This window comes from Prosthecobacter sp., assembly GCF_049294395.1.
Classification (GTDB): Bacteria; Verrucomicrobiota; Verrucomicrobiia; order Verrucomicrobiales; family Verrucomicrobiaceae; genus Prosthecobacter.
Map to the genome: position 1 here is coordinate 1 of NZ_JBAQCR010000031.1, position 24,092 is coordinate 24,092.

22 protein-coding genes are annotated in these 24,092 nt (G+C 59.2%); all 22 read left to right on the forward strand.

Going from position 1 to position 24,092, the window contains the following annotated elements; translation table 11 throughout:
• Positions 1-636 (forward strand): hypothetical protein (locus WAW39_RS01890; RefSeq protein ID WP_422315194.1); only part of this gene is annotated, 636 nt, incomplete at its 5' end.
• A gap of 37 nt (positions 637-673) precedes the next feature.
• Entirely contained in the window at positions 674-1,792 is a 1,119-nt protein-coding gene (locus WAW39_RS01895) for a glycosyltransferase family 4 protein (protein ID WP_422315196.1), read from the forward strand.
• A gap of 3 nt (positions 1,793-1,795) precedes the next feature.
• Positions 1,796-3,025 carry a glycosyltransferase family 4 protein gene (locus WAW39_RS01900; RefSeq protein WP_422315198.1) on the forward strand — a complete coding sequence of 410 codons (1,230 nt, stop codon included), beginning with the start codon at positions 1,796-1,798 and terminating at the stop codon, positions 3,023-3,025.
• Between the two features lie 51 nt (positions 3,026-3,076).
• The gene (locus WAW39_RS01905) at positions 3,077-4,294 is read left to right on the forward strand and encodes an acyltransferase family protein (protein ID WP_422315200.1); all 1,218 of its coding nucleotides are present in this window, start codon (positions 3,077-3,079) and stop codon (positions 4,292-4,294) included.
• A gap of 36 nt (positions 4,295-4,330) precedes the next feature.
• Entirely contained in the window at positions 4,331-5,308 is a 978-nt protein-coding gene (locus tag WAW39_RS01910) for a glycosyltransferase family 2 protein (RefSeq protein WP_422315202.1), read from the forward strand.
• Positions 5,295-6,200 carry a hypothetical protein gene (locus WAW39_RS01915; RefSeq protein WP_422315204.1) on the forward strand — a complete coding sequence of 302 codons (906 nt, stop codon included), beginning with the start codon at positions 5,295-5,297 and terminating at the stop codon, positions 6,198-6,200. Before WAW39_RS01910 ends, WAW39_RS01915 begins: the two co-directional genes overlap by 14 nt.
• Positions 6,201-6,260: 60 nt before the next feature.
• A complete protein-coding gene (locus WAW39_RS01920) occupies positions 6,261-7,469 on the forward strand; it encodes an acyltransferase family protein (RefSeq protein ID WP_422315206.1) in 1,209 nt (402 codons plus the stop codon).
• 58 nt (positions 7,470-7,527) lie between these two features.
• The gene (locus tag WAW39_RS01925; RefSeq protein ID WP_422315208.1) at positions 7,528-8,337 is read left to right on the forward strand and encodes an FkbM family methyltransferase; all 810 of its coding nucleotides are present in this window, start codon (positions 7,528-7,530) and stop codon (positions 8,335-8,337) included.
• Between the two features lie 38 nt (positions 8,338-8,375).
• A complete protein-coding gene (locus WAW39_RS01930) occupies positions 8,376-9,512 on the forward strand; it encodes an acyltransferase family protein (protein WP_422315210.1) in 1,137 nt (378 codons plus the stop codon).
• A 37-nt stretch (positions 9,513-9,549) separates the two neighbouring features.
• Positions 9,550-10,785: a glycosyltransferase family 4 protein gene (locus tag WAW39_RS01935; protein ID WP_422315212.1), complete on the forward strand. Its 1,236-nt coding sequence runs from the start codon at positions 9,550-9,552 to the stop codon at positions 10,783-10,785.
• A 6-nt stretch (positions 10,786-10,791) separates the two neighbouring features.
• Positions 10,792-11,778: a glycosyltransferase family 2 protein gene (locus WAW39_RS01940; RefSeq protein ID WP_422315214.1), complete on the forward strand. Its 987-nt coding sequence runs from the start codon at positions 10,792-10,794 to the stop codon at positions 11,776-11,778.
• A 289-nt stretch (positions 11,779-12,067) separates the two neighbouring features.
• Complete coding sequence (locus WAW39_RS01945) at positions 12,068-12,490, forward strand: acyltransferase (protein WP_422315272.1); 423 nt, start codon at positions 12,068-12,070, stop codon at positions 12,488-12,490.
• A gap of 1 nt (position 12,491) precedes the next feature.
• Positions 12,492-13,940, forward strand: coding sequence for an O-antigen ligase family protein (locus tag WAW39_RS01950; RefSeq protein ID WP_422315216.1), 1,449 nt, complete (start codon positions 12,492-12,494; stop codon positions 13,938-13,940).
• Complete coding sequence (locus WAW39_RS01955; protein WP_422315218.1) at positions 13,937-15,091, forward strand: glycosyltransferase family 4 protein; 1,155 nt, start codon at positions 13,937-13,939, stop codon at positions 15,089-15,091. Before WAW39_RS01950 ends, WAW39_RS01955 begins: the two co-directional genes overlap by 4 nt.
• Positions 15,092-15,101: 10 nt before the next feature.
• The gene (locus WAW39_RS01960; RefSeq protein ID WP_422315220.1) at positions 15,102-16,301 is read left to right on the forward strand and encodes a glycosyltransferase family 4 protein; all 1,200 of its coding nucleotides are present in this window, start codon (positions 15,102-15,104) and stop codon (positions 16,299-16,301) included.
• Positions 16,282-16,740, forward strand: coding sequence for a DapH/DapD/GlmU-related protein (locus tag WAW39_RS01965; protein WP_422315222.1), 459 nt, complete (start codon positions 16,282-16,284; stop codon positions 16,738-16,740). The genes WAW39_RS01960 and WAW39_RS01965 overlap by 20 nt, the downstream gene beginning before the upstream one ends.
• On the forward strand, positions 16,737-17,846 hold the full coding sequence (locus tag WAW39_RS01970; RefSeq protein ID WP_422315224.1) for a glycosyltransferase family 4 protein: 1,110 nt from the start codon (positions 16,737-16,739) through the stop codon (positions 17,844-17,846). Before WAW39_RS01965 ends, WAW39_RS01970 begins: the two co-directional genes overlap by 4 nt.
• A complete protein-coding gene (locus WAW39_RS01975) occupies positions 17,843-19,459 on the forward strand; it encodes a VanZ family protein (RefSeq protein WP_422315226.1) in 1,617 nt (538 codons plus the stop codon). Before WAW39_RS01970 ends, WAW39_RS01975 begins: the two co-directional genes overlap by 4 nt.
• 38 nt (positions 19,460-19,497) lie before the next feature.
• On the forward strand, positions 19,498-20,748 hold the full coding sequence (locus tag WAW39_RS01980) for a glycosyltransferase family 4 protein (RefSeq protein WP_422315228.1): 1,251 nt from the start codon (positions 19,498-19,500) through the stop codon (positions 20,746-20,748).
• 431 nt (positions 20,749-21,179) lie between these two features.
• Positions 21,180-22,109 (forward strand): hypothetical protein, encoded by a 930-nt coding sequence (locus WAW39_RS01985; protein ID WP_422315230.1) that lies wholly within the window; start codon positions 21,180-21,182, stop codon positions 22,107-22,109.
• Positions 22,110-22,117: 8 nt separating this feature from the next.
• Positions 22,118-23,401, forward strand: a complete 1,284-nt coding sequence (locus tag WAW39_RS01990; RefSeq protein ID WP_422315232.1) for a hypothetical protein — start codon at positions 22,118-22,120, stop codon at positions 23,399-23,401.
• A gap of 20 nt (positions 23,402-23,421) precedes the next feature.
• Positions 23,422-24,090, forward strand: a complete 669-nt coding sequence (locus WAW39_RS01995; RefSeq protein WP_422315234.1) for a polysaccharide biosynthesis/export family protein — start codon at positions 23,422-23,424, stop codon at positions 24,088-24,090.
• The last annotated feature ends 2 nt before the right edge of the window (positions 24,091-24,092 follow it).

Genomic DNA, 24,092 nt, shown 5'->3' on the forward strand with positions numbered 1-24,092 from the left:
GGGCCCCCGGCCGATCCCGCCGCCACACAGCGCCTGAAGAAGTACTTCATCATCGGTCTGCCCGCCAACATCACGCACCTGTTTGAAGCCCAAGTGGCCCTGTTCATTGTGGGCTGGTTGGGAAACATCGACAAAGTCGCTGATCTCGGGGCCATCTGCCGCGTCGCATTGATTCTGCAAATCCCACTGGCGGTCGCCTCCGGCATCATGCTCCCCCGCATGTCCACGGAACAGAACATGCAGCGCCTGTGGAAGATGTGGACAGGCAGCAGTCTTCTCTCTGTGGTCATTGGCGTCGTCATCGTGGCCTGCGGCTGGCTGCTGCGCCATCAGCTCCTCTTCCTTCTCGGCCCTGGATACGCAGGACTGGAAAACGAGCTCGTCCTCTATCTCGGCTTTCAGGCTTTCTCGTTCTTCGCCACGGTGACCACCATTCCGATTCAGGCCAAGGGCTGGGTCCGTCACTCCTGGCTGCGTCCGATCGCCGTGTTTGGCTCCCAGGCTCTGGCCGCATTTGTGCTGGATCTTTCCACCGTCAGCGGCGCCATCGGCCTCATGTGGGCGGGCTCGCTGGGCAACATGCTTTTGGACTCCGTCCTTCTCTTCAATGGCTGGCGCGGACGCGCCAGCATCTGACCCACTCCGTCGGAAATATTCAATCCCCGGTTCAATCATGCGCATTGGATTCAACGCTTCTCTCTTTGGTTCCCCCGAAATCCGTGGCTGGACACGCTATGGCCTTAATCTGATCAACGCGCTCGACCGCGAAGGCCACGAGATCACACTTTTCACGCCCTACGCCATCAACCAGGAGATCACCTCGCGGTTGTCTCCAGGCGTCCGGATCGTCCACACCCAGACCCCGCGCTACTGGCGCTGGCTGTCCATCGACCTGCCCAAGCTGCTGAAGCGTGAGAAGATCGAACTCTTTCACACGCCTCATCACTTCGGACTGCCGCTCAACTCCCCCTGTCCCACGGTCGTGACCATCCATGACGCGATCGAAATGCAGGACCGCAAAATGCGCTTCTCTGATCTGCGGCAGATGAGAGTGCTGCCAAACAAGATGGACCATTGGCTGACTGAAAAGGTGGCGCACCAAGTGATCACAGTCAGCCAGTACAGCCATGACCGCATTGTGGAGCAGCGTCCGCATTGGCGTGGCCGGGTGCAGGTCATTCCCAATGCCGCCGATCCGCTCTTCAGCCCTTCCTTCACCCCACTGCCGCAGGAGATTCAGGACAAGTTGAATGAGGCACCTTACTTCTTCTATGTCGGCGGGTTTGAGCAGCGCAAAAATGTTCCCTTCATGCTGAAGGCCTTCGCTGAATCGAATCTGGACAGCACTCGGTTGGTGATGGCAGGCGGCATCGCCACACACGGCTCCACTTTGCAGCCCCTTATCAAGGAGCTGAATCTGGAATCACGCTGCCTGCTGCTGGGACGCGTCGACGATGCATGGCTGCCGGGCCTGTATGCCGGAGCCCTGGCGTTTGTTTACCCCAGCCTCTACGAAGGCTTCGGCCTGCAGATCTGTGAAGCCTTCGCCATGGGCTGCCCGGTGATCGCCGCAGATGCCACCAGTCTTCCCGAAGTTCTCGGCCCAGGAGGTGAGACCTTCAAGCTCGACACCACGCAGCAGCTGTCCGGACTCATGAAGCGCATCGCCTGCGACGAGTCCTATCGTGACGAGTTGAAGAAGCGCGCAGTGACACGCTCCGCGACTTTTAGCTGGGACGAAACAGCGCGGCACACCGCACGAGTCTACTCGAAAATCCTCTCCCAGAACTGAACCATGAAGCTGAAGTACGTCTTCCCTGAGCCTCCCCTTCCCTTCCTGGGGGCCGCTGCACGACTCTCCCATCTCCTCCTTTCGGAGGCCATCCGCCGTGGTGTGGATGTCGAAGCCTTCATCGAGTACTTCGATGAAAAAGACGCCATCGCGATGCGCGAGATGTTCAATGCACCGAACTGCAAGCTGCGCCTCTTCTGCGCCAAATCAGTGCCAAAAAATTTCCTGCGCACCACCCGCAGCCTCTTCTGGCAGGGAGCCTTTCTCTATGACGCAGCCTTCATGGCGGCCCTTGACGAATCCATGCGCGATCCCGAAGCCGTGCTGCATCTGGAAACACATTCCGCCTGCTGGCCCGGCCTCAAACACCTCGACCGCACCGTTCTCAATCTCCACTACCTGCTGAACGCCGACATGCGTTCGGAAAAGCATCATGGACTGCGGGTGAAATGGAATCTCCATCGCGAGCGCCAGATGCTCAAGACCTTCAAATACATGGCCGCTGTGACTCCGGCGCTTGCGAATGAAGTGTCGTTGATCAACCCTGCAGCACAGCTTCATCCCGTTCAATTTGGGCTCGATTTGTCCGGCTACCCGTATGCTGCGCCATCAGCCTCGGAAGGGCGGGCATTGAACATCGGCATGATCGGCAGCTATGCCTGGGCTCCCACCCGTGCCGCCGCACGTCATTTTCTGAAGCTCTGGCCCCGCATCAAGCAGGCGGTGAAGGACGCAAGACTCTTTCTCGTCGGCCGTGGTGCTGAACGCATCCTCGGAGAGGATGCCCGGGCCGCCGATCCTGAAGCCCGCATCGTTCAAAACGTGCCGGACATCATTCCCTACTTCCGCGAACTCGACTGCATGGTCTATGCGCCTGAACATGCCTCGGGAATCAAAGTGAAGGTGCTCGAAGCCTTTGCACTCGGCGTGCCGGTGGTCACCAACCAGCACGGCATCGACGGCATCCCGGTCCGCCATCGCGAACATTGCATCGTCTGCAGCACCGACGCGGAGCTTGTCGAGGGCGTGCGTTATCTCACCGAAAACCCCGAGGCGAAAATACAGATGACCCAAGCGGCAAGGAAGCTCGTCGAGGAAATCTGCGCGCCATCAAACGTCTTCGACCAATGGCTCGCCGTCTATGCGCAGATGAACTCACGCAAAGCGTGCGAGAATGCAAAGCAACACATGCCGGGCGCAGCGGCATCGCCCACGGGACTCGCTGTGACTTGAATCAGCAGTCACGGCACGTTCACACTTTTCACCTCAAGCCATTCCCACATAATGAGCTCCTATCTACAAGACACTGCGGATTGTCAGCTCGCTCTGGAAACTCGCATTCCAGCCGGGGCGGCAATCACCGCTGCTCCGGCCAGCGCGGCCCTGACTTCCCGCCTGCCATCGCTAGATGGCTGGCGTGCCCTCAGCATTCTGATCGTCCTCGGCGAGCATAACATCCACACCAAAGCATTTCCCGAAGAGCATCGTCATCTCTTCACCCAGTTGTTTGACGGGCAGCTGGGAGTGCGGTTTTTCTTCATGATCTCAGGGTTTCTCATCACATGGCTGATGCTCGGCGAGGAGCACCGTACAGGCACCGTGAGACTGAAGAATTTTTATGCACGTCGGGCCCTTCGCATCCTTCCTGTGTATCTGGTCTTTCTTGGGGTGCTGGCTGCTCTCCAGGCCTTCACCCCCTTCCACCAGAGCGCCAGCGCCTGGTTCGGCAACCTCACTTTCACGCGCAACTTTTTCTACGATCACTTCACCAGCAACCACCTCTGGTCCCTGTCGGTCGAGGAACAGTTCTACCTCGTGTGGCCCGCTCTCTTCATCTACGCCAAGCCGCAGTCGAGCTTGAAAAAATGCCTCTCGCTGGTGGTAACAACAATCGTGCTCGCGATGAGCGCCCGCTATCTCTTCAGCTTATGGGATCCAGCCTCCATTGACAAAATGAACCGGATGCAGCGGGCAATGATCGGTCCGTGGTCGTTCTTTAGCAATGCTGACACTCTCGCTATTGGCAGCGTTTTTGCCGTGCTGCTGGCTCGGCAACGTGAACTGATCAGCGAATTCCTGAGCACACGCCCACTGCTGGTTCCCGGCTGCGGCCTGTTTTTGCTCTTCACTCCGGTGCTGCTTCATCTTGAAATCCTGCAGACCATCCCCGATTTCGACCATCTTTGTCAGAAGGTGGATGTCGTCACCGGACGGTCCCTGCAGTCCCTGGGCTTCGCGCTGCTGATGATGCAAAGCGTCGTAGTGCCACGGCTTCCGATCTACCGTATTCTGAATCTTCGCCCGGTCATGCAACTCGGCGTGCTCTCCTATTCCATCTACATCTGGCAGCAGCTCTTCTGCACCAAGCCGGAAAACTACGGTATTCCCGACGCCTGGTGGAACACCTACCCCCTCTGGCTGGCACCAGCACTGCTGGTGGCCGTGGTGTCTTACTACGGACTGGAGCGACCGCTGCTGAACCTGCGCCATCGCTTCCGATGAGTTCATCCTTCTTCACCCTCATTCCCACCCACAACCATGGCACATGAAATCTCAGCTCTGATCATCTGCAGTGACCGCCTCGAGGAAGTCACCCGTTGTCTGGCAAGCCTCTCCAAACTAGGCGATCAGTTGCACGAGGTGCTGCTGCTCAAAAACGCCCCGAAGCAACCCTGGAGGGACAACTGCTTCGATTCCGTGCCTGCCGGAGTTCGCAACCGCCTGCAGATCATTTCCACAGACAAGCAGGTCTTTCCCACCACCGGCCGCAACATGCTGGCGGCGCAGGCCACGGGCTCTGTTTACTTGTTCCTCGATGACGATTCCCTCGTGCTTGAGCGCAAGGGCATTGAAGACGGCCTCCACATCCTGAAAAACGAACCGACCATCGGTTCGATCGCCTACCCGCAGTCCACTGAAGATGGAAAACTGGGGCCCTACATGCAGCCGGCGCCGGTGGAGCACCCATGCTTCACCTGCGGCTTCATGACCTGCGCTGCACTGACTCGCGCAGATGTGTATCATCAGATCGGCGGTTTCCAAGATCTGCTGCAAATGGCGCACGAGGAGAACGAATTCTGCAAACGTCAGTGGGATGCGGGCTTCGCCGTTCTCTATCTTCCAGAGCGCTGCATCTGCCACAACCCCAGCCCCAATGCGCGCAACAGCCGCCAGCGCGCCAAGCTGAACGCTCGCAACATCTGGTATCAGGCTGTGCTGCATGAACCAATCTGGATGCTCACGCTCAGCTTTACACCACGCGTCCTGCAAGGCGCGCGCTATCTCCGCCAGGCGAACGACTGGACCGATGGAGACTGGCAGCCGCTGCTCAAGGAGGCACTGGCTGACCTGTGCCGTGACCTGCCGCTCCTCTGGAAAGCACGCAAGCCACTCAAGCTGCGCACCATCCGCCGCTGGCAGCACATGAAGAAGCATTTCCCGCCTTTTAACACCACCTCCGCCAAATCAAGCCCTTCGAATTCACCCTCCACCCTCATCGAATATGCCCACTGCTAACACTGTTGTTATTGGAGCCATCAATCATCACGAATGGCCCGTGGTCGCGCCATGGATTCGCTCCCTGCGCGGCACAGGCTTTGACGGCCGTGTCGTTCTGGTGGCCTACGAAGACATCAGCGACCACGTCATTGACGCCATGCGTCGTCAAAACGTGGATGTTCGGCGCGCAAAAATGGAAATCTCCGTCAATCGCGGACGCTTCAAGGACTTTGAAACCATCCTGGCCGAGATGCCTCCTGAGACGCTGGTCATTGCCACGGATGTGCGAGATGTGGTGTTTCAAAGCAATCCTTCGCAACTGTCTGAACTTCTCAAGCCTGCCGAGGGTCTCGACATCGCCGTCAGTTCCGAAGGCTGGCGCTACTGCGATTCGGAATGGAATCTGAGCACGTTGCGGAAAGTTTTCCCCAGCTATGAAACCTCGATGCATGGTGAGGAAGTGTACTGCTCCGGAGTGATCGTCGGCACTGCTGGTGCACTGAAGCAGATGTGCACCAGAATCTGGGAGATCAGCCGCACGGCCCCTAGCTTTAATGGCGATCAGGTGGCGATGAACATCATTTTGCGTGAACCTGCTTTCGCACATCGCGTCAATCGTCTGAATGTGCGCGATGGCAGAGTTTTTCACGCACGTGCAACATGGCTCCGCCGCATGCAGGGAGGTTCCGTGACTGGTGAGCCTGTGTTCTCGCTGCTCACCGGCATGGCCCGTCGTGCAGACGGCAGCCTGGTGAGCGTGCTGCACCAGTACACGGAGAGCAAATGGGAGCGTCTGCGTGTCTTGATGCGCTACGACAGCCTCTGGATTGGAATCTGGTACCGGCTGACGCAGCGGTTCCGCTCTTCGGCGAACGACAATGTCTACTGGAAGACCAAGCCTGCCACCTGACTTTTCGTGTGTCGGATCCGGCAATCCAAACAATAAAAATCACCCGTTCTGCAACACTCCATGAGCCCGACAACACTTGCCGAACCACTGGACTTTCCGCCCCAGGCAGAAAAGGCCATCAGAAGCCATGCGGCGCCGGTGGCGGCCAGAGACGCGATTCTGACGCGCCTGCCATCACTGGACGGCTGGCGTGCGCTCAGCATCGTTCTCGTGCTCGGCGCCCACACTGCACTGACCACTGGTTTTCCGGAGCGGCTGGCGAAACCTTTCCATCATCTGTTCGACGGTCATCTCGGCGTGCGGTTTTTCTTCGTGGTCTCAGGACTGCTCATCACCTGGCTGATGCTGGGTGAGGAACGCAAGACGCAGAAGGTGAACCTGCGCAACTTTTACGCCCGGCGTGCGCTGCGCATTCTGCCAGTTTATGTGGCGTTCCTGATTGTGGCGGGTGTCATCCAGTATTTCACCATCTGTGACCATGATCTTACAACATGGATCGCCAACCTGACCTTCACGCGCGATTTCTACCCGGGTGGAAACAACCTCAGCAACCATTTCTGGTCCCTCGCTGTGGAGGAGCAGTTTTATCTGATCTGGCCGTTTCTGTTTGTTTCGCTGGCTCCGGCAGTGCGCACGCGGATCATGCCTTTTTTAGTAGTGGCCGCCATCGTGGTGGCCTTCATCAACCGCTGCTTGTGGCAGTTCCCCTACTCCGACGCGCCGCTGTGGAGAAATCTGTTCCATGAGTGGTCCTTCTTCAACAATGTGGACTCGCTGGCGATCGGCTGCATGGCGGCCATCTGGCTGGCTGCGGACGAGCGCGGGCTGCGATCATTTCTCACCTCACGGCCACGTCTGGTGATCGCAGCCAGCGTGCTCATGCTGGTGGAGCCGTATGTCATGCACTGGATCACCGACCGTGCCTGGATGCCGGCTGGGCTGAAGAGCCTCGGCTGGGCAAGTTGGGCGGGTCTGGGCCGGACCTTTCAGTCCTTCGGCTGCGTTGCTCTGGCATTGCAAAGCATCATGCTGCCTTCGTGGGGCCTCTACCGTTGTCTCAACTGGCGCCCGGTGGCCGCGCTCGGCATGCTCTCCTACTCCATCTACGTCTGGCAAAACCTCTTCTGCGCGAAGCCTGAAAAGTTCGGCCTCACTGATCCCTGGTGGATGACCTACCCGATGTGGCTGGTCCCCACCTTCGCGGCCGCCATCCTCTCCTATCACTTCCTGGAGAAACCTTTTTTCAAGCTACGTCACCACTTCCGCTGATACACCGGCGGCGCAATCCCCCCTCTGTCAATCACCCTCATAAACAAAACAAACGAACATGAACACACTCAAAAAATCAGTCAGACCCGGACTCCGCCACTGGTGCCTTAACACCCACCCCAAAGAAATTGGAGCATGCGTGAAATGGGCGCTGCGCACCCGCCGGGTGGAAACGCAGATCGAAGACAACGGCGTCAAACTCTGGCTGGATCCCATCAGCCCGCTGGCGGATGCCCTGGCACAAGGCAAGTATGAAGAGAAGCTGGAAGAGTGGCTCAGATCCACTCTCGACTCCACCGGCACCTTTCTGGATGTGGGGGCGAATGAAGGCTACTTCTCCATGTTTGCCGCCACCACTCTGAAGGCTGCACGAGTGATCTGCGTGGAGCCCAACGCGGCGCTGTGGCCTGTGATCCTGCGCAATGTGCAGCTTAACCGCAGCAGCACCTGCACACTGGCTCCCTTCGCCATTGGTGATTTCGAGGGCAGTGCGAACTTTGTCGTCCAGCCCTCCACCAACAGCGGTGCCTCTTCGCTGTGCACCCGCCCGAGCCGGCTTGACCGCTTCCGCGAACGCCGCAGTGTACCGGTGGTCACGCTGGACTGGCTGATCGAGTCCAACGGCCTGAAGGAAGTCTCCGCCATCAAGGTGGATGTGGAAGGTTTCGATGAGAAGGTCATCGCAGGCGCACGGGAAAGCCTGAAACGCCGCATCATCAAATCCATCGCGATCGAGATGCACAACACGTCGGAAAGAACGCTGGAAAAGGCTGCCGACGACATCCGCAAGATGATGGCAGAAGCAGGCTACACTGAGAGACCGTCGGACAATTTCCGCTGGATCTACTTTGACCGGCCCGCCGCCTGATATCCTCCACATCAAACTTCCTTCAGACCCTTGCAGCCATGAAATCCAACGATAGCAACGACCGTTTCCCGCAACTTGATGGACTTCGTGGCCTGCTGGCTGTCTATGTGGCGTTCCACCATCTCATCATGTTTTGCGGCATTCCCTTTCTGGGCGTTGCCGCCCTGCTGGGACGCGGTGAAAAGGCCGTGCATGTTTTCATCATCCTAAGCGGCTTTGTGATTTTCCATCTGCTTCACAAATCCGGCATAGGGTGGTGGACATTCATGGTCCGCCGCTTTTTCCGCCTGTGGCCCCTGCTCGCCGTGGCGGTCATCCTTGCTTCATTCGTGGCACCGCTTGAAGTCCAGGTCTGGCAGCATGGCCCGCCGGAAACCGCCTATCGGCAGGAACGCATCATCCATTTCATGGATCACCCCGCTGCGTTTCTGACATCCACCCTGATGATCGTTCATGGGATGATTCCTGAGTTTTGGCTCCCGAACGCGCATGCAAACATTCTGCCACCGGCCTGGAGCATCGGTCTTGAATGGCAGTTCTATCTCATCGCGCCCCTCTGTCTATGGATGGCACGCAGCGGCAGGACGTGGCTCCTGGTTCTGGGCATCCTTGTGCTGGCGCTGGGGGCGGCTGGTGGCGAGCGCTGGAAGGCATGGAATGATGCCTTTCTGCCAGCCTACACCGGCTACTTTGCCATCGGTGCCTTTTGTCATGCCGCATGGTGCCAGATGCAAAAAAACATGACCTCCGCCACGCTAGGAACCGTGGCGTTCATGCTGGCGGCCATCGTCTGGTCCAAGGACACAGCGCTCATCTTATGGTCCTTCGCCCTGTTGTCCGCCCTGCCTGCCGGTCATGCCTTTGACGCTCTCATCCGGCCGCTGCGGAGTCTTCTCGCCAGCCGCTGGCTGGTCTGGATTGGTGACAGGTCGTACAGCATCTACCTGCTCCATTGGCCGCTCATGATGGTGTGTGTCTGGTGTTTGCAGGACGCCGCATGGGCTGCCCATTCGAAGTGGGCCTTGTTTGCGGTTTCAAGTCTCGTCGCGGCTCCGGTGGTGCTGATCGCGAGTCATTTGACCTACACCTTTGTGGAACTCCCGTTCATCCAACTCTCGCGCAAACTGACGCGGCGTCCTGCGGCCATTGCGGGTGCCGCAGTCACGACAACCTAGAAGAAGACTCGCACCGGGCAAATCACTCTCGAACTCCATGAAAATCGCCGTCAGCGGATATGTCTCAGCCCAGGAGGGCAGCGTGGCTTCGGCCAATGCTCTGCTGCTTCGTTCACTTCTTGAAGACGGGCACGAGGTGGACTTCTTTTCGAAGCCCTCGTTTGTGGATCCCCGCCCCTGCGTGGGCGAGCATGAGCGCTTCCACTTTGTCTGCACGGACAATGTGGGCCCGGACCGCTTCCGCGCCAGGGTGCAGAAGGTGCCGGCTCTGGGCTTCATGGCCTGCCGTGTGGACTGCGCCACCTATGAACATCTGCTGCTGAAGAAGATGCGCCAGCAGCATGCCACACGCCATTATGACCTCTGCCTCTGGCTCGGTGACTATGCCCCGGGCCGTGTGAGGAATCTGCCGATGATCAGCTTTGCCCAAGGCCCGCCCGGTACGGATGCGCGGTCCATTGTGTCCCGCTTTGCTGAGATCAAGAAACTCGCAGGTCCGCGCAAGGCGCTGCAATGGCTGATGCTGGCGCGCATCCGCCTGTCGTCCATCGGCCTGCCAGGATTGAAGTACTCGGACCACATCATCGTGGGCAGCCAGCAGTCGAAGAAAACGCTGACTGAAGTCTATGGCATCGAGGAAGAGCGCGTGGACACGCTGCCCTACCCGATTGATTTGAACATGTTCCGCCCGGCAGAGGAAACGCCGGCCACGAAAGCGGAACTGCGCGTGCTGTGGCTGGGCCGCATCATCCCACGCAAGCGGCTGGATCTTTTCCTGCGAGGTCAGGAGCTGGCCATCCGCCAAGGGCTGCATGTGCGCGCCACCATCGTGGGCGGCACGGGCTTCGTGCCCGGTTATGAAAAACTGATCGATTCCTTCCCTTTCCCCGACCGCCTGAGCTGGATCAAATCCATGCCCCGCACGGAGGTGCCCGCGCTGCTGCGCCAGCATGATGTGCTGGCCCAGCCAAGCGACGAGGAAAACTTTGGCTCCTCTGTGGCCGAGGCGCAGGCGTGCGGACTGCCCGTCATCGTCGGCCACACGAACGGCAACGCCGATTATCTCTGCGACCGCGACATCCACCTGGCAGACGACCGACCGGAAACTTTTGCCAGCGCGCTGATGCGCCTCGGCCAGCACCTGCCTGAGGCGCCAGTCAAATCCCGCACGGTGGCCGAACGGTATTTCGATCTTGGCCGCGTGACCAGCCAGATCACCACGATTCTCGAGAACGCACTGCGCTCCCCTTTCAAGAACCTTTCACCCGCCTGATCCATCATGGAAAAAATCGACGTCATCATCCCCACCCTGAAGCGGCCCGACCACCTGCGCCGGTGCCTGGAGGCACTGAAACTGCAGGAGAAGCAGGCAGACCAGATCGTGGTAGGCGTGCGCGCTGATGATGATGTCACGCGTGCGGTGATCGAAGAATATGAGGCCGTGCTGCCGGTGCGTGCCGTGGAGGCGCGCGGTGTGGGCGTGGTGGGCTCGATGAACTCCAGCCTGAAGGAATGCCAGGCGCCGTGGATCGCCCTGCTGGATGATGATGTGGAGATCCCTCCGCACTGGCTCAGCACGATGCTGGCGCATGTGAAGTCCCGCCCGGACGTGGTGGCGGCAGGCGCCCGCGACATGCTGATGGACTACCCGGAAATGCGCAGGACCGAACCGCTGGAAGAGGACGTGGGCAATGTGCACTGGTTTGGCCGTGTGACGGGCGGACACCACCGTGGCGGCGGCAAGGCAAGGCTGGTGCAGGTGCTGCGCGGCTCGAACTGTCTTTTCAAGGGTGACTTCCTGCGCGGCTGCGGCTTTGAGAGCGGCCTGCGTGGCAAGGGCGCGCAGGTGAACTGGGAGCTGGCACTGGGCCTGCAGGCGAAAGCCCAAAACCTGAAGATGATCTTTGATCCCACCGTGCAGATCATCCACAACGTGGCTCCACGACATGATGGCGACACGGTGCATCGTGGCATTTTCAATTTCGAAGGCACGAGTGACATCGCCTACAACGAAACGTTTGTGGCGCTGAAGCATGGCACCGGTCTGGTGCGCTGGACGATCCCTTTGTGGCAGGCGCTGATCGGCAGCCATGTGTGCCCTGGACTGGCCCGCGGAGTGGATTTTGTGCTGCGTCCGAGCTCGAAACCGCGCCAGCGATTTGCGGCCACCCTTACCGGACGCCTAGGCGCCTTTAAGGCATGCCTTAGCCGCACTCAGACAACGGAGAGGTTAATGTCTGAGCAGGCAGCCACGCCAGCCCCTTGATGGGGCGTGTGCAGGGTGTCTGACCAGACTTCGGTTTTCCTACATCCCTATGCTCGCCTATCTTTTTCAAAACCGGCTCAAGCCCCGGTTCCTCAGCCCTACATGGGTGAAGACCTGGCTGAAGCGTGTGTGGACGCTGCCGAGCCTGCTGGGCTACAGCTGGCAGTCGCTGCGCTGGACCCTGAAGGGTGCGCGCATCGCACCTTCCACGGTGATCTCCAACCTGACGCTGCATGGCGAGGCTTCGAACCTGAGCATCGGCAAGGGCTGCAGCATCGGCATCACCCGCATGCAGGCCCATGCGGAGATCAAGATCGGCAACTGCGTGGTGATCAATGACGGAGTGCGGCTGATCACCGGCTCCCATGACATCAACTCCCCCACCTATGATCACGTCTTTGCGCCGATCGTGGTGGAGGACTACGCGTGGGTGGCCACGGATGCCATGGTGCTGAAAGGTGTGACCATCGGCCGCGGAGCGGTGGTGGCAGCCGGGGCGGTGGTGGTGAAGGATGTGCGGCCCTTCAGCCTGGTGGGAGGCAACCCTGCCAAGGAGTTCGGCACCCGCGGCATTGAGCGATTTGAATATCTGCCCGCGTCATGGTTTGGCCCCGTGATGGCCTGGACCGGACGCAATCCTGTGACGGCATCCACACCTGCGAAACCCGCCAGTGAGCCTGAGTGCCCGGCCGCAGAACCTCTGCTGCAATAGCATGGAATACTTCATTGCGCTTCTCATCGTGCTGCCAGCCGTGGTGCTGGCTGCGCAGCGCTCCACCTACCTGCTGGACTATGTGTTCTTTGTGTTTTCACTGAACCGCGGCATCCGCCGTCTGGTGGACTACTACATCAATGGCGCGTTCAATCCGCTATCGAGCATCAGCCTCACGCCGCTGGTTGTCAGCGCGATTCTGCTGGTGCCTGCGATGGCACGCTTTGGCCAGCTCACAGCGAGCAGCCGGAATGTGGCCACCCTCATCATGGTGGCGCTGGGCCACGGACTCGTGATCGGCTTTGTGAACGCGGGCGTCGGGGCCTTCTACTCACTGGGAGAATGGATGGCCGGCTTTGGCGCCTTTCTCTACGCGGCAACGGCACCGATCACCTCCCAAACGGCGGACCGCTGGATGAGATCCTGCGGATATGCCGCACTCATCGTGGCGGTGTACGGCTGGTATCAATACTACACGATTCCCGTGTGGGACGCCTTCTGGGTCACCGAGGTGAAGTTCGTCGGCTATCTGGGCCAGCTGAGGCCCACGGAGATGTCTGTCTTCTCCACCATGCATGAGCGCGGACCGTGCGCGAGCTTCCTGGCCTGGGCGGCGATACCGATGATCCTGAACGCCCGCTGGCGCATCATTGGCAGCTGGGCCACCGTGCTGCTGCTGCTGTCCGTGGTGGTGCTGACGCTCACGCGCAGCATGTTCATCATCGTGGGTTTGGTGGCCATGCTCCAGCCTGCACTTTCCAAAGGCAAGGGCATCGGCCGCGTCATTGTCCTGGCCGTGCTGCTGGGTGTGGGTGCCACCGTGGGCCTGCAATACATGCCGGGATCCGAGCGCATCACCAAGCGCTATGACACGATGAAGGACATGCAGAACGACGGCTCCTTCAAAGGCCGCATGAGCATCCTCACCACCGGCCTGCCCTGGGTGGTGCAGCATCCGCTGGGCCTGGGTCTGGGCAGCTCCGGCTTTGGCGCGGGGCGCATCGGCGGCGCTGGTGGGGAAAAGGAAGGCTTTTGCGACAGCGGCTACATCGAGGTCTTCAGTCAGTTTGGCTGGATCGGCGGACTGGCCTTCTTTGCCGCCATGGCGCAGATCTGGAGCGAGCTGAGCCGCCGCATCCGGCTGGGAGGGCATGACCCTTTCCTCAACACCGGACGAGTGGTGCTGGTGGGCTGTCTCGTCTTCCTCGCGGTGGGAAATGTGTTTGGCGGATTTTCCCTTTTCTGGGTCTTCCTGGGGCTCTCGCTGAACAACATGACACTCCCCTTCTCCACTCCGCAGTACTGGATGCCGGAGACCTACCAGCCCGAGTTCCAAGATCCCATGCAGGCTTGGGAAACACCTGCTCCCGGTCTCCCACCCACTGCCGAGCGTGCCACGGCTGCCGGACAAGATTTTCACTCTTCAAACCCTCACTTCCGAATCATATGAAAATCGCCTACGCCATGATCAACTGCAACCGCCGTGATGGCAGCGCGCGCGCGGTCAATGAAGTCGCTGAACGACTTGCCAAAAAACATGAGGTGCATCTCTATGCGCGAAAAGCGGAAGATCTGGACCTGTCCAACATCGCGTGGCATCGCGTGCCTGGAGTGAACTGGGCGGAGGTGATCGACTTCGGCAGCTATTACTTTGAAGTGAACCGGCGGGTACGTCCGGGACAGTTTGAAATCGTCCACACGATCGGCTGCAACACGCAGCGTGGCAATGTGGTGACGATTCAAAACATCCAGCCTGCAAAGAAGCTGATCCTCGACCGGCTGGGGCGCTCCGAGAAAGTATCGCCAGCACGCCGGCTCACGCGCTGGATGTATCTGAACGCGACGTGCGCGGCGGAAAAGCGGCTGTATCAACACAGTGAGGGGCACAAGGCGCCGATGTTCCTGCCAGTGTCACGTGGCGTGGCTGCCGAGCTGAAGAAGCATTACAACATTGGTCCGGCGCAGGTGCGCATCGTCCCCAATGCGGCGGACACTGTGCGCTTCAAACCGCTGAGCGCCGAGGCACGCAGCGCATGGCGTACGAAGCACAACGTGCCTGAGGACCGCATCATGGCGATCTTTGCGGGTGGCGAGTGGGCGCGCAAGGGACTGGACTTTGCCATCCAGGCGATGGGGCATCTCAAGGATGTGCCGCTGACGTTGTTTGTGGCGGGTGATGACCCTGACCGTGCGAGATTCACCCAGATGGCACGTGATTCGGGCGCTGCCGATCACATCGTCTTTGGCGGTTTCCGCAAAGACATGCCTGAGGCCCTGGGCTCAGCGGACTTCTTCCTGTTTCCAAGCTGGTATGAAGCCTTCAGCCTGGCGACCATCGAAGCGGCCGCGTGCGGCCTGCCGGTGGTGGCAACGCGCATCAATGGCACGGAAGACTTCATCTCCCCCGGTGAAAACGGGGACTTCATCGAGCATGATGCCGCGCAGGTGGCCACGGTGCTGCGGCGGCTCTGTGAACATCCACACCACCTCAAGATCATGGGCGCGAACGCACGTGAGCGTGTGGAGATGAACTACACGTGGGACCGCATCGCGCAGATGACGGAAGACGCCTACCTCGCCCACCTCAACAGCTCCAACTGATTTCAAAGCCATGCATATTCTCATCGTCAGTCATTCCTCCGCCACGGCCCTGAACCAGGAAGTGTATGCCCGTGTCCAACGTGAGACGGGCTGGAAGATCACCCTCGTGGTGCCGGACAACTGGCACGACGAATTTGGCAACGCGCTGCGGCAGGAGCCCTGCAAGGGGCTGGAAGACGCCGTGATCCGCTGCGCCGTGTGGAAAAACGGCAGCATCATTTTCCACGTGTATCGCATGCGGTGGCAGCGCTTTCTGCGCGAGCTGAAGCCGGACGTGATCTACATGAACCACGAGCCGTATGCGCTGGCCACGGCGCAGGTCTGCCACGCGAACAACCGATCGATCCGGGTGCCGTTTGGCTTCTACTCATGCCAGAACATCAACAAGAAGTATCCGGTGCCGTTCTCATGGCTGGAGAAGATGGTGTACGACTCATCGAGCTTCGCACTGCCTATCACTGACCGTGTGGCGGAGGTGCTGCAGGCAAAGGGCTACCGTGGCAGGCAGACCGTGTGCGCTCTGCCGCTGGATCCTGAGCGCTACCATCCGCGGCTGAAAGCCACGCCGCCGGAACGCTTTCCGCAAACCAACGTGCCGGTGATCGGCTATGTGGGCCGACTGATCGAGCCGAAGGGCCTGCGCACTCTTGCTGCGGCGCTGGGCCGTGTGCGTGATCTGGACTGGCGCATGGTGCTGGTGGGCACGGGTGAGTTTCAGGCGGAGTTTGAAAAATTGCTGACGGATGAAGGCGTGCGTGACCGCATCTACTTCGCGGGCTATGTGCCGCATGATGAAACGCCCCGCTGGCTGGCCTCCATGGACATGCTGGTGCTGCCGTCCGAAACCCAGCCGAACTGGGAAGAGCAATTTGGACGAGTGATCCCCGAGGCGATGGCCTGCGGCGCGGCGGTGATCGGCTCTGACTCCGGCGAGATCCCGCATCTCATTCGCCAGAGTGAAGGCGGACTGATTTTCACGCAGCGTGATCCGGCGGCGATGGCGGTGCTGCTGCGGCAGCTGATCAGCGGACCGAAGCTGCGCCGCCAGCTGGCGGAAAATGGCCGCCACTGGGTGGAGCGTGACATTTCAATCCCTGCGGTGGCGCAGAAGATGATCGAAGCATTCACCGCCGCAGCGAAGAACCCGCAGGCCGGGCAGGTGGAAAAACAACCGTCGTTTAACTCAAGCCATGCGTTTGCACAGTCCTGAACTGCTCTGGAAGTGGAGCCGCGGCCTGCTGCGCCGCGGCTGGAAACTTCCTGCGCGCATCGTGAAGACGGTGAACTTCACGCTGCACAAGTGCCTGCTGCCCGCTGAGGCGGAGGTGGGTGACGGCGTGATTTTGGAGCATTATGCGATGGGCATTGTGATGCACCCGCAGGTGCGGATCGGCAAACGGTGCCGCATCTACCATCATGTGACACTGGCGGCGGAAACGTGGATCGGCTCTCCGCACTTCATCACGCTGGAGGATGATGTGACGATCGGTGCGCACAGCATCGTGGTGGCGCGGCCGAACACGCCTCTGACGATCGGCCAAAAGTCGGTGCTCGGCGCGGGCTCGGTGCTGACAAAGACCATTCCTCCCTTTGAAATCTGGGCCGGCAATCCGGCACGCAAAATCGGCGACGTCGCCCAAGCATCATGATTGCACAACTTGGCATGAATTTGAAGGCCTCCGCAGGCGGTGTGGACCGCTACTTCAGCGGGCTGAACAACGCGCTGGTGCGCCAGGGTGTGCGCGTGACGGCGTATGGCTTTGGTGATTCCGAAAAGGCGGCCTGCCTGGGGCCGGCGAACAAACCGCTGATGCAGCGCTGGAAGGCGGTGCGTGAAGCGGTGGTGCCACGGCGTGGCAGGCTGCTGGCGTCTCACTTTGCGCTCTATGCGCTGCCTGCCCTGCTGGGCCGACGCTGGGACGGACATGTGGTGCATTTTCATGGTCCATGGGCCAGCGAATCCCAGCGTGAAGGCGGCAAGATGCATACGGTGATGTGCAAACGCATGCTGGAGCGTGCGGTGTATCACCGTGCGGATCGATTCATCGTGCTCTCCAAAGCGTTTCGTGATCAGCTCTGCCAGGGTTATGGAGTGCCGGCTGACCGAGTGCACATCATTCCAGGAGGTGTGGAGACAAATGCCTTTCAACCGCTGGATGTGGTGGAAGCGCGGCAACGCCTGGTCTGGCCGCAGAAGCAGAAAATCATTGTCTGCGTGCGCAGGCTGGCGCGCCGCATGGGACTGGAGACATTGATTGAAGCCTTTGGACAGGTGACTCAGCAGCATCCTGATGTGAAGCTCATGATCGGCGGCCAGGGTCCGCTGCGTGAAGAACTGGAGCAGCAGGTGCTGCGTGCAGGCTTGTCCAAGCGCGTGGAGTTTCTCGGCTTCATCCCGGAAGCCACGCTGCCGACGGTGTATGCGGCGGCGGATCTTTCGATCGTGCCGAGCTCCGCCCTGGAAGGCTTTGGATTGATCTCGCTGGAATCGCTCGCATGCGGCACACCGGTGCTGGTGACTCCGGTGGGTGGACTGCCTGACACGGTGGAAGGGCTGGGTGAAGACCTGGTCTTGAAAGGAACGAGCACCGAACACATCGCCGATGGACTGGGCCGATGGCTGGACGGGACGCTGCGCCTGCCAACACGCGAGGCCTGCCGTGAGCATGTGATGAAGAGCTTCACCTGGGACAGGATCGCCAAACAGGTGTGTGAAGTGTACCGCGAAGCAGGATGGCGCCCCCAAACATCATGAAACGAAACGCACGCATTGCACTGCTGCTCATGCTTGCCGCTGGACTGTGGCTGGCGCTGAAACCGACGCTGGGAAACCGGCGCTTCACGTTTCTGCCTTTCAGGTGGTCTGAGTACATCGACCTCATGGATTTCTGGCTGAATCTGGGTGCCTTCGGCATTCTGGGCATGACGGTGTGGCTGGCGTTTGGCACGCTGAAGAAAGCTTTCAGAAGCGTGTGGCTGATGACAGGATTCATCACGCTGCTGAACATTCTGCTGGAGGTGATTCAACCTTCGATCCCGGGCCGGGCGATGGACATGGCGGATGTGTGGGCGGGTTTTTTCGGCTGTGTGGGAGGCATCTTTTTCGGCATGGTGCTGCAGCTGCTGAGCATCCGGAAAAAGACTGAGAGCAAGGAGCCGCAGGTGCTGTTTCTTGATCAAACGGGACGCCTGGGAGGTGCTGAGCTGATGCTGCTGGACATCGCCGCTGCACGCGCGGCGGACAGCGAGGTGATCTTGTTTCAAGACGGGGAGTTTCGCACGGCCCTGGAAAACGTGAGCGTGAAAACGAGCGTGATCGAACTGGGGGATGAGGCATCGACGGTGGACAAGCAGGCGGGATTGAAACGTGTGCTGCGCTCCATCCCGGGCATTCTGGAACTGATGCTGCAGCTTGTGAAAGCGGCGCGGTCCTTTGATGTGGTGTATGCTAACACCGCGAAGGCTTTGATCATCGGCGGGCCTGCGGCGCGACTGGCAGGACGCCCGCTGATTTTTCATCTGCATGACATCATTGCGGACGGCCACTTCAGCGTGCTGAACCAGCAAGCGCTGGTGCATTGCGCGAACTTCTGTGCGCAAAGTGTGATCGCGAATTCTGAAGCGACGAAGGCGGCCTTCATTGCGTGTGGGGGACGCGCAGAGCTGTGCGTGGTCATTCCGAACGGGTTCCGCATTCTGGCAGAACGATCGGATAAAGCCAAGGTGGAAGGCTTGCGTGAGAGTCTTGGCATTCCGAGTGGCGCATGGACGGTGTTAATGGCAGGACGGCTGGCGCACTGGAAGGGACAGCATGTGCTGCTAGAGGCTCTGAAAGCGGTGCCTGCGGCGCATGCGGTGCTGCTGGGAGATGCGCTCTTCACGGATGAGGACCGCCAGTACGCGCTGCAGCTGTATGCGCTGGCGGATGCGCCGGAGCTGGCTGGCAGAATTCACTTCGCTGGATTTCAAAAGGAGACGATGCCGTATTTTGACCTGGCTGATGTGGTGGTGCATGCCTCGGTACATGCGGAGCCTTTTGGCCGTGTGATTGTGGAAGGCATGCTGGCGGGCAAGCCGGTGATCGCAGCGCGCGCCGGTGGTGCGGCGGAAATTGTGCAGCATGAGCAGACCGGACTGCTGGTGGATCCTGGTAGTGCGAGCGAACTTGCAGATGCCTTGAAGCGCCTGCTTAACGATTCCAAATTTGCGCACGACATCGCCCGGCAGGCGCAGCAGACAGCGCAGGACACTTACGCACTGGGAGCAGTGCAGGAAAAAATCGAATCTGTGATTCAGAAGACAGCGAGCCGTGAGTTCCGTGAGGAATCCGAGACGGCTGCAAACCACCCCATTCAACAGGCGGCATGAACACTGCCCCAAACTCCCCTACCCCAACAAACACCGTCATGAACAGCTCCCCATCCAAGCGTCGTATCGCCATCGTCCACGACTGGCTTCCTGTTTATGGAGGAGCCGAACGAGTTCTGGAGCAGATGCTCAAGGTGTACCCGGAGGCTGATGTCTTCAGTCTGATCGACGCCCTGGACGATGAGAGCCGGAAATTTCTGAACGGCAAGCCGGTCAAAACATCGTTTGTGCAAAAGATGCCCGGCGGCAAAAAGTACTATCGTCATTGCTTCCCGCTGATGCCGCTGGCGATCGAGCAGTTTGACTTCAGCGGGTATGACATGGTGATCACGAGCAGCTATGCGTTTGCCAAGGGCATCATCACGGGACCGCGGCAGCTGCATCTGTGCTACTGCCACTCGCCGATTCGTTATGCGTGGGATTTGCAGAACCAGTATCTGAAGGAATCAAAGATGGATCGCGGGCCGCTGACGTGGTTCGTGCGCAGCATGCTGCATTTCATCCGCATGTGGGACAGCCGCACGGCTGCGGGTGTGGATGCTTTCATGGCGAATTCACGCTTCATCGCGCGCCGCATTGAAAAGGTTTACCGCAGAGATGCGACGGTGGTTTATCCGCCGGTCAACATTGAGCGGTTTGACACCTGCCATGAGAAGAAAAATTACTATGTGACGGCATCGCGCCTGGTGCCCTACAAGCGGATGGATCTGATCATTGAGGCTTTCAACGGGATGCCTGAGCGCGAACTTGTGGTGATCGGCGACGGGCCGGAACTGCCGAAGCTCCGGCGTCTTGCGGGACCGAATGTGAAGGCGCTGGGATGGCAACCGCAGGCGGTGCTGAAGCAGCATCTGGAGCAGGCGCGTGGATTTGTGTTCGGCGGCGAGGAAGATTTTGGCATCATTCTGCTGGAGGCACAGGCTTGCGGTACGCCCGTCATTGCTTATGGACGCGGCGGTGCGCTGGAGACGGTCGTGGAGAATAAAACCGGACTGTTTTTCGGAGAGCAGAGCGTTGAATCGTTGCAGGGTGCCATTGCTGAATTTGAAACACGTGAGTGGAACGCAGTCACCTGCAGGAGCAATGCGGAGCGTTTTAGCACAAAGATTTTTCGTGATCGATTCCAACAGTTCGTCGAAGGCGAGTGGGAACGGTTTGCGGCGGCGTCCACAGCGGTGGATTCCGAGGCTGAAGGACATAGGGACTGGCGGCAAAGCATGCCGCAGGAAGAGATGTTCGACGAAGTGCCCCAGGTGGTGAGGAGACAGCAGCAACTGCTGCCGGCCTGAGCGGAACGAAGGAGATGCGCTCTGCGGGCAGGCGGCTGACGTTTGCTGCGCATGGCATGACTGATGGCGGAGCCATGCCATCGAGGGATAGAATCGACAAGGAGTCCCCGGAATAGAGAATGCAGCAATTGCTGTCATTCTAAAAGGAACGGAGAGGGACTCGCCCCTGGTGGCGGCGCTGCCAGAACTGGTAAATAGAGAGCAAATGATGGCGGAGCCATGCTCTAATTCCTAGAGGCTCAGTCTATTACTTTGGATTTATTTGGTCCGGGCCTTCTCAGAAGAAGGGGCTGTCAATAAGCATAGCCTTAACCAGATTTAAGCCACGCAAGCGTCTCTATGGAGATTCCTGTGCTTTATAGTTCATGATGATTCTAAACAATCGTGTTTTCATGGCAAATGACAAAGCTGAGCCGGGCACCCACCTGATAATGCAGCGTCATCCTCTTTCTTTGTGCTGGCTGCTGGTATTTCTTACTGCGGGATCGCTCCTGGCGCAGCAAGGCACCCATGTGTCGGCGCGGTTTGCGGCGGTTAAAGGAGTGGTGATGGTGTCCATCGGCGGCCTGGGTGAAAAGCAGGTACATAAGGGTGACAGTGTCCGATCTGGAGCAGTCATCACCAGTGGTGCTGAATCCGGGGCTTCGCTGAAGCCACTGGCAACGCTGCATGTGGTAATTTATCCCGACACGAAAGTGCGGTTTGACGGAGCGGACACCAATTCCGATGGCGGCGGCAGTGTGATGTGCACCATCCTTGAGGGGAAAGCCTTGTTTCACATGGACCAAGTTCCGCAAGGCCCGGAAGGAACAGCCAAAGAAACCCAGCCAGCGATCAAAGTGACGGTGGTCACGGATGAAGGTGTGATCGTCAACAAGATGGGCGGGCCGCCGGAACCGAACGACGGCACACAGCCAACGGACAAAACGACCCAGCAGATCACCGCAGCGACCTGGACCGTGCAGCACGATGAAGGCAGAACGGTGGTGGCCGTGGGCGAGGGCCTGAGCCAGGTCAGCATTGGCAAAGGAGCATCGGCCAGCGGTGGCGATGTGGCCGGACAGGTCAAGGTGCCGCAGGGTTCGGTGATCTGGCTGTTCAACCGTGGTGGTAAAATCGAGGCTGATCTGGTGGATACACAGACGGGCAAGGTCACCAGCCTCACCGGTGGCACACCTTCAGGCGATCTTCTGACCCAATCCAAACAGCAGCTGGTCACCCCCTCCTCCAGCGGCACGACGACAACGATTGGCGGAACCCCCACAAACACACCCGGCACGCTTCCGAACAACCCTTCATCGAACCCCGATCTGTCCACCCCGCAGAAACCCCTTCCGGTCGTTTCAGCCGACACCCCCTAACTCAGCCGATGAAAATCAAAAAAACAACATCCCTTCGCCTTTCGGCCGCACTGCTTGTGTGCAGCATGATGCTGCACGCCGTGAACGCTGAAGGCCAGGAGACACTGCGTGATGCAGCCGCCGGCACCCAGGCGTCGCTCGCTTCACCAGCGTCCGAAAAGGTGCTCGACACGCTCGATGAGAATGACTCCGAAGATGTCTTTCTGGATGAGTTCATGAACTACCAGATGAAGCTTCTGAAGAACTGGAAGCTGCGGGTGTTCACCTCCGGCACGTGGCGCTACGATTCGAATGTGTTTCTGCGAAACACGAATGTTGAGAGCGACACGATGTACAGTGTCAGCCCGGGCTTTCAATACTCCTATGGAGATGAGCAGGCCAAGCTGCAAGTGCTGGCGGACTACAATGCGCAATTCAATTTCTACGACAAGTACAGCCAGCAAGACTCGCTGAACCATTTCCTGCGGCTGTCACTGTCCTACCGGATGAAGAAAACTTCGATCAAGCTTTCGGGACTCTTTCATCAAGTGACCGGCGGTGATCTGGACGTGGGCGGACAGGCATCGCGCGTGCAGTTCTCCCCGCAATTGCAGGTCATGTATGAAGTTTCGGAAAAGGTGCGCGTGGGTCTCAACGGACAGCTTCAGCGGACGCACTATGATGCACTGATCTCATCCACCACCTACCGGTTCGGCGTGTTTGCAGACTACTCTTTTTCACCCCGGTTCCGGCTGGGACTGCAGTTCAATGAAATGCTTCAAGAGGTGGACAGGACGGGCAACCAGAGCGGTCAGGATTACCTCGGCCGCCTGGAGTATGAGGCCTCCAAAAAGCTTTCGCTCACGGGTTCCGGCGGGGTGCATGTACTCCACACGACATCTGCGGGTGATGCCACGCTGCCGCTGGGAACGCTGGGGTTCAAGTATGCGGCAAGCCCCAAAACGACCCTGTATGCCAACCTGTATGCACGGGCGCAAAACTCCCCTTCTCTGGGCGGGCAGTACTTTCAGTCTGAAGGTATGCAGATGGGCATCCAGCAGCAGCTGGGCAGCAAAGTCACCATCGGCGCTGACTTCGGCTACGATTTCTCCGCCTATCATTCCTATGTCGCCGGAGTGTCGAGCACACGTAAAGACAATGTCCGATTTGCACGGCCCTGGATCAAGTACGCGCTGCAGCGTCATCTGTCGCTGGAGGTTTTCTATCAGCACACCACGAACGACTCCACCGGCGTCGGATCACAGCCATTTGCGCGTGATCTCGTGGGGGCCGGCATCACGGGCTCCTGGTAAGCGCAAACACCTCAACTTTTATGATCACACACAAGCATCTCTCATTCATTCTTGGCAACGGCTGCCTGCGTGGCCTCTGCCTGGCGCTGTGCTGTGCTGCCGCAAGCCCGGCACTGAACGCACAACAACAGGGCGCCTTTCCATCCAGCGCCCCATCCACTCAATCCTCACAAAAGAGCATCGTACCACCCGACTACCAGATTCGCGAAGGCGACATGGTTCAGGTTTCCGTGTTCGATGAGCCTGAGCTGACCGCAGGCGGCAGGGTGCGGAATGATGGGACGATTCAATGTCCGTTGATCGGTGCCGTGAAGATCCTGGGGCTGAGCCAGACGGCGGCCGCGAGGCTGATCGAGGCGGAATACCGGAAGGACTATCTGGTGCATCCGGAGGTGAACCTGTTCATTTCCCAGTTTTCCGTGCAGCGCATCACCATTCTGGGCCAGGTGCAGCGGCCAGGCTCGCATGAGCTGCAGGCGGAAAAAAACCTGACCATCCTTCAGGTGCTGGGGCTGGCCGGCGGTCCGACACGCATCGCCAATCTCAAGAAGGTGCTCGTGAAGCGCGTGGTGGAAGGCCAGGAGAGAATTTTCAAAGTGGACGTCCAGAGCATGGCGTCCGGAAATCAAACCATGATGTTTTATGTCCGTGAGGACGACGTCATCACCGTGCCTGAAAGCTTCTTTTAAAT

Coding starts and splice junctions, on each gene's coding strand:
- WAW39_RS01895 (WP_422315196.1), top strand. CDS start 674: ATGCGCATTGGATTCAACGCTTCTCTCTTTGGTTCCCCCGAAATCCGT.
- WAW39_RS01900 (WP_422315198.1), top strand. CDS start 1,796: ATGAAGCTGAAGTACGTCTTCCCTGAGCCTCCCCTTCCCTTCCTGGGG.
- WAW39_RS01905 (WP_422315200.1), top strand. CDS start 3,077: ATGAGCTCCTATCTACAAGACACTGCGGATTGTCAGCTCGCTCTGGAA.
- WAW39_RS01910 (WP_422315202.1), top strand. CDS start 4,331: ATGGCACATGAAATCTCAGCTCTGATCATCTGCAGTGACCGCCTCGAG.
- WAW39_RS01915 (WP_422315204.1), top strand. CDS start 5,295: ATGCCCACTGCTAACACTGTTGTTATTGGAGCCATCAATCATCACGAA.
- WAW39_RS01920 (WP_422315206.1), top strand. CDS start 6,261: ATGAGCCCGACAACACTTGCCGAACCACTGGACTTTCCGCCCCAGGCA.
- WAW39_RS01925 (WP_422315208.1), top strand. CDS start 7,528: ATGAACACACTCAAAAAATCAGTCAGACCCGGACTCCGCCACTGGTGC.
- WAW39_RS01930 (WP_422315210.1), top strand. CDS start 8,376: ATGAAATCCAACGATAGCAACGACCGTTTCCCGCAACTTGATGGACTT.
- WAW39_RS01935 (WP_422315212.1), top strand. CDS start 9,550: ATGAAAATCGCCGTCAGCGGATATGTCTCAGCCCAGGAGGGCAGCGTG.
- WAW39_RS01940 (WP_422315214.1), top strand. CDS start 10,792: ATGGAAAAAATCGACGTCATCATCCCCACCCTGAAGCGGCCCGACCAC.
- WAW39_RS01945 (WP_422315272.1), top strand. CDS start 12,068: ATGCAGGCCCATGCGGAGATCAAGATCGGCAACTGCGTGGTGATCAAT.
- WAW39_RS01950 (WP_422315216.1), top strand. CDS start 12,492: ATGGAATACTTCATTGCGCTTCTCATCGTGCTGCCAGCCGTGGTGCTG.
- WAW39_RS01955 (WP_422315218.1), top strand. CDS start 13,937: ATGAAAATCGCCTACGCCATGATCAACTGCAACCGCCGTGATGGCAGC.
- WAW39_RS01960 (WP_422315220.1), top strand. CDS start 15,102: ATGCATATTCTCATCGTCAGTCATTCCTCCGCCACGGCCCTGAACCAG.
- WAW39_RS01965 (WP_422315222.1), top strand. CDS start 16,282: ATGCGTTTGCACAGTCCTGAACTGCTCTGGAAGTGGAGCCGCGGCCTG.
- WAW39_RS01970 (WP_422315224.1), top strand. CDS start 16,737: ATGATTGCACAACTTGGCATGAATTTGAAGGCCTCCGCAGGCGGTGTG.
- WAW39_RS01975 (WP_422315226.1), top strand. CDS start 17,843: ATGAAACGAAACGCACGCATTGCACTGCTGCTCATGCTTGCCGCTGGA.
- WAW39_RS01980 (WP_422315228.1), top strand. CDS start 19,498: ATGAACAGCTCCCCATCCAAGCGTCGTATCGCCATCGTCCACGACTGG.
- WAW39_RS01985 (WP_422315230.1), top strand. CDS start 21,180: ATGCAGCGTCATCCTCTTTCTTTGTGCTGGCTGCTGGTATTTCTTACT.
- WAW39_RS01990 (WP_422315232.1), top strand. CDS start 22,118: ATGAAAATCAAAAAAACAACATCCCTTCGCCTTTCGGCCGCACTGCTT.
- WAW39_RS01995 (WP_422315234.1), top strand. CDS start 23,422: ATGATCACACACAAGCATCTCTCATTCATTCTTGGCAACGGCTGCCTG.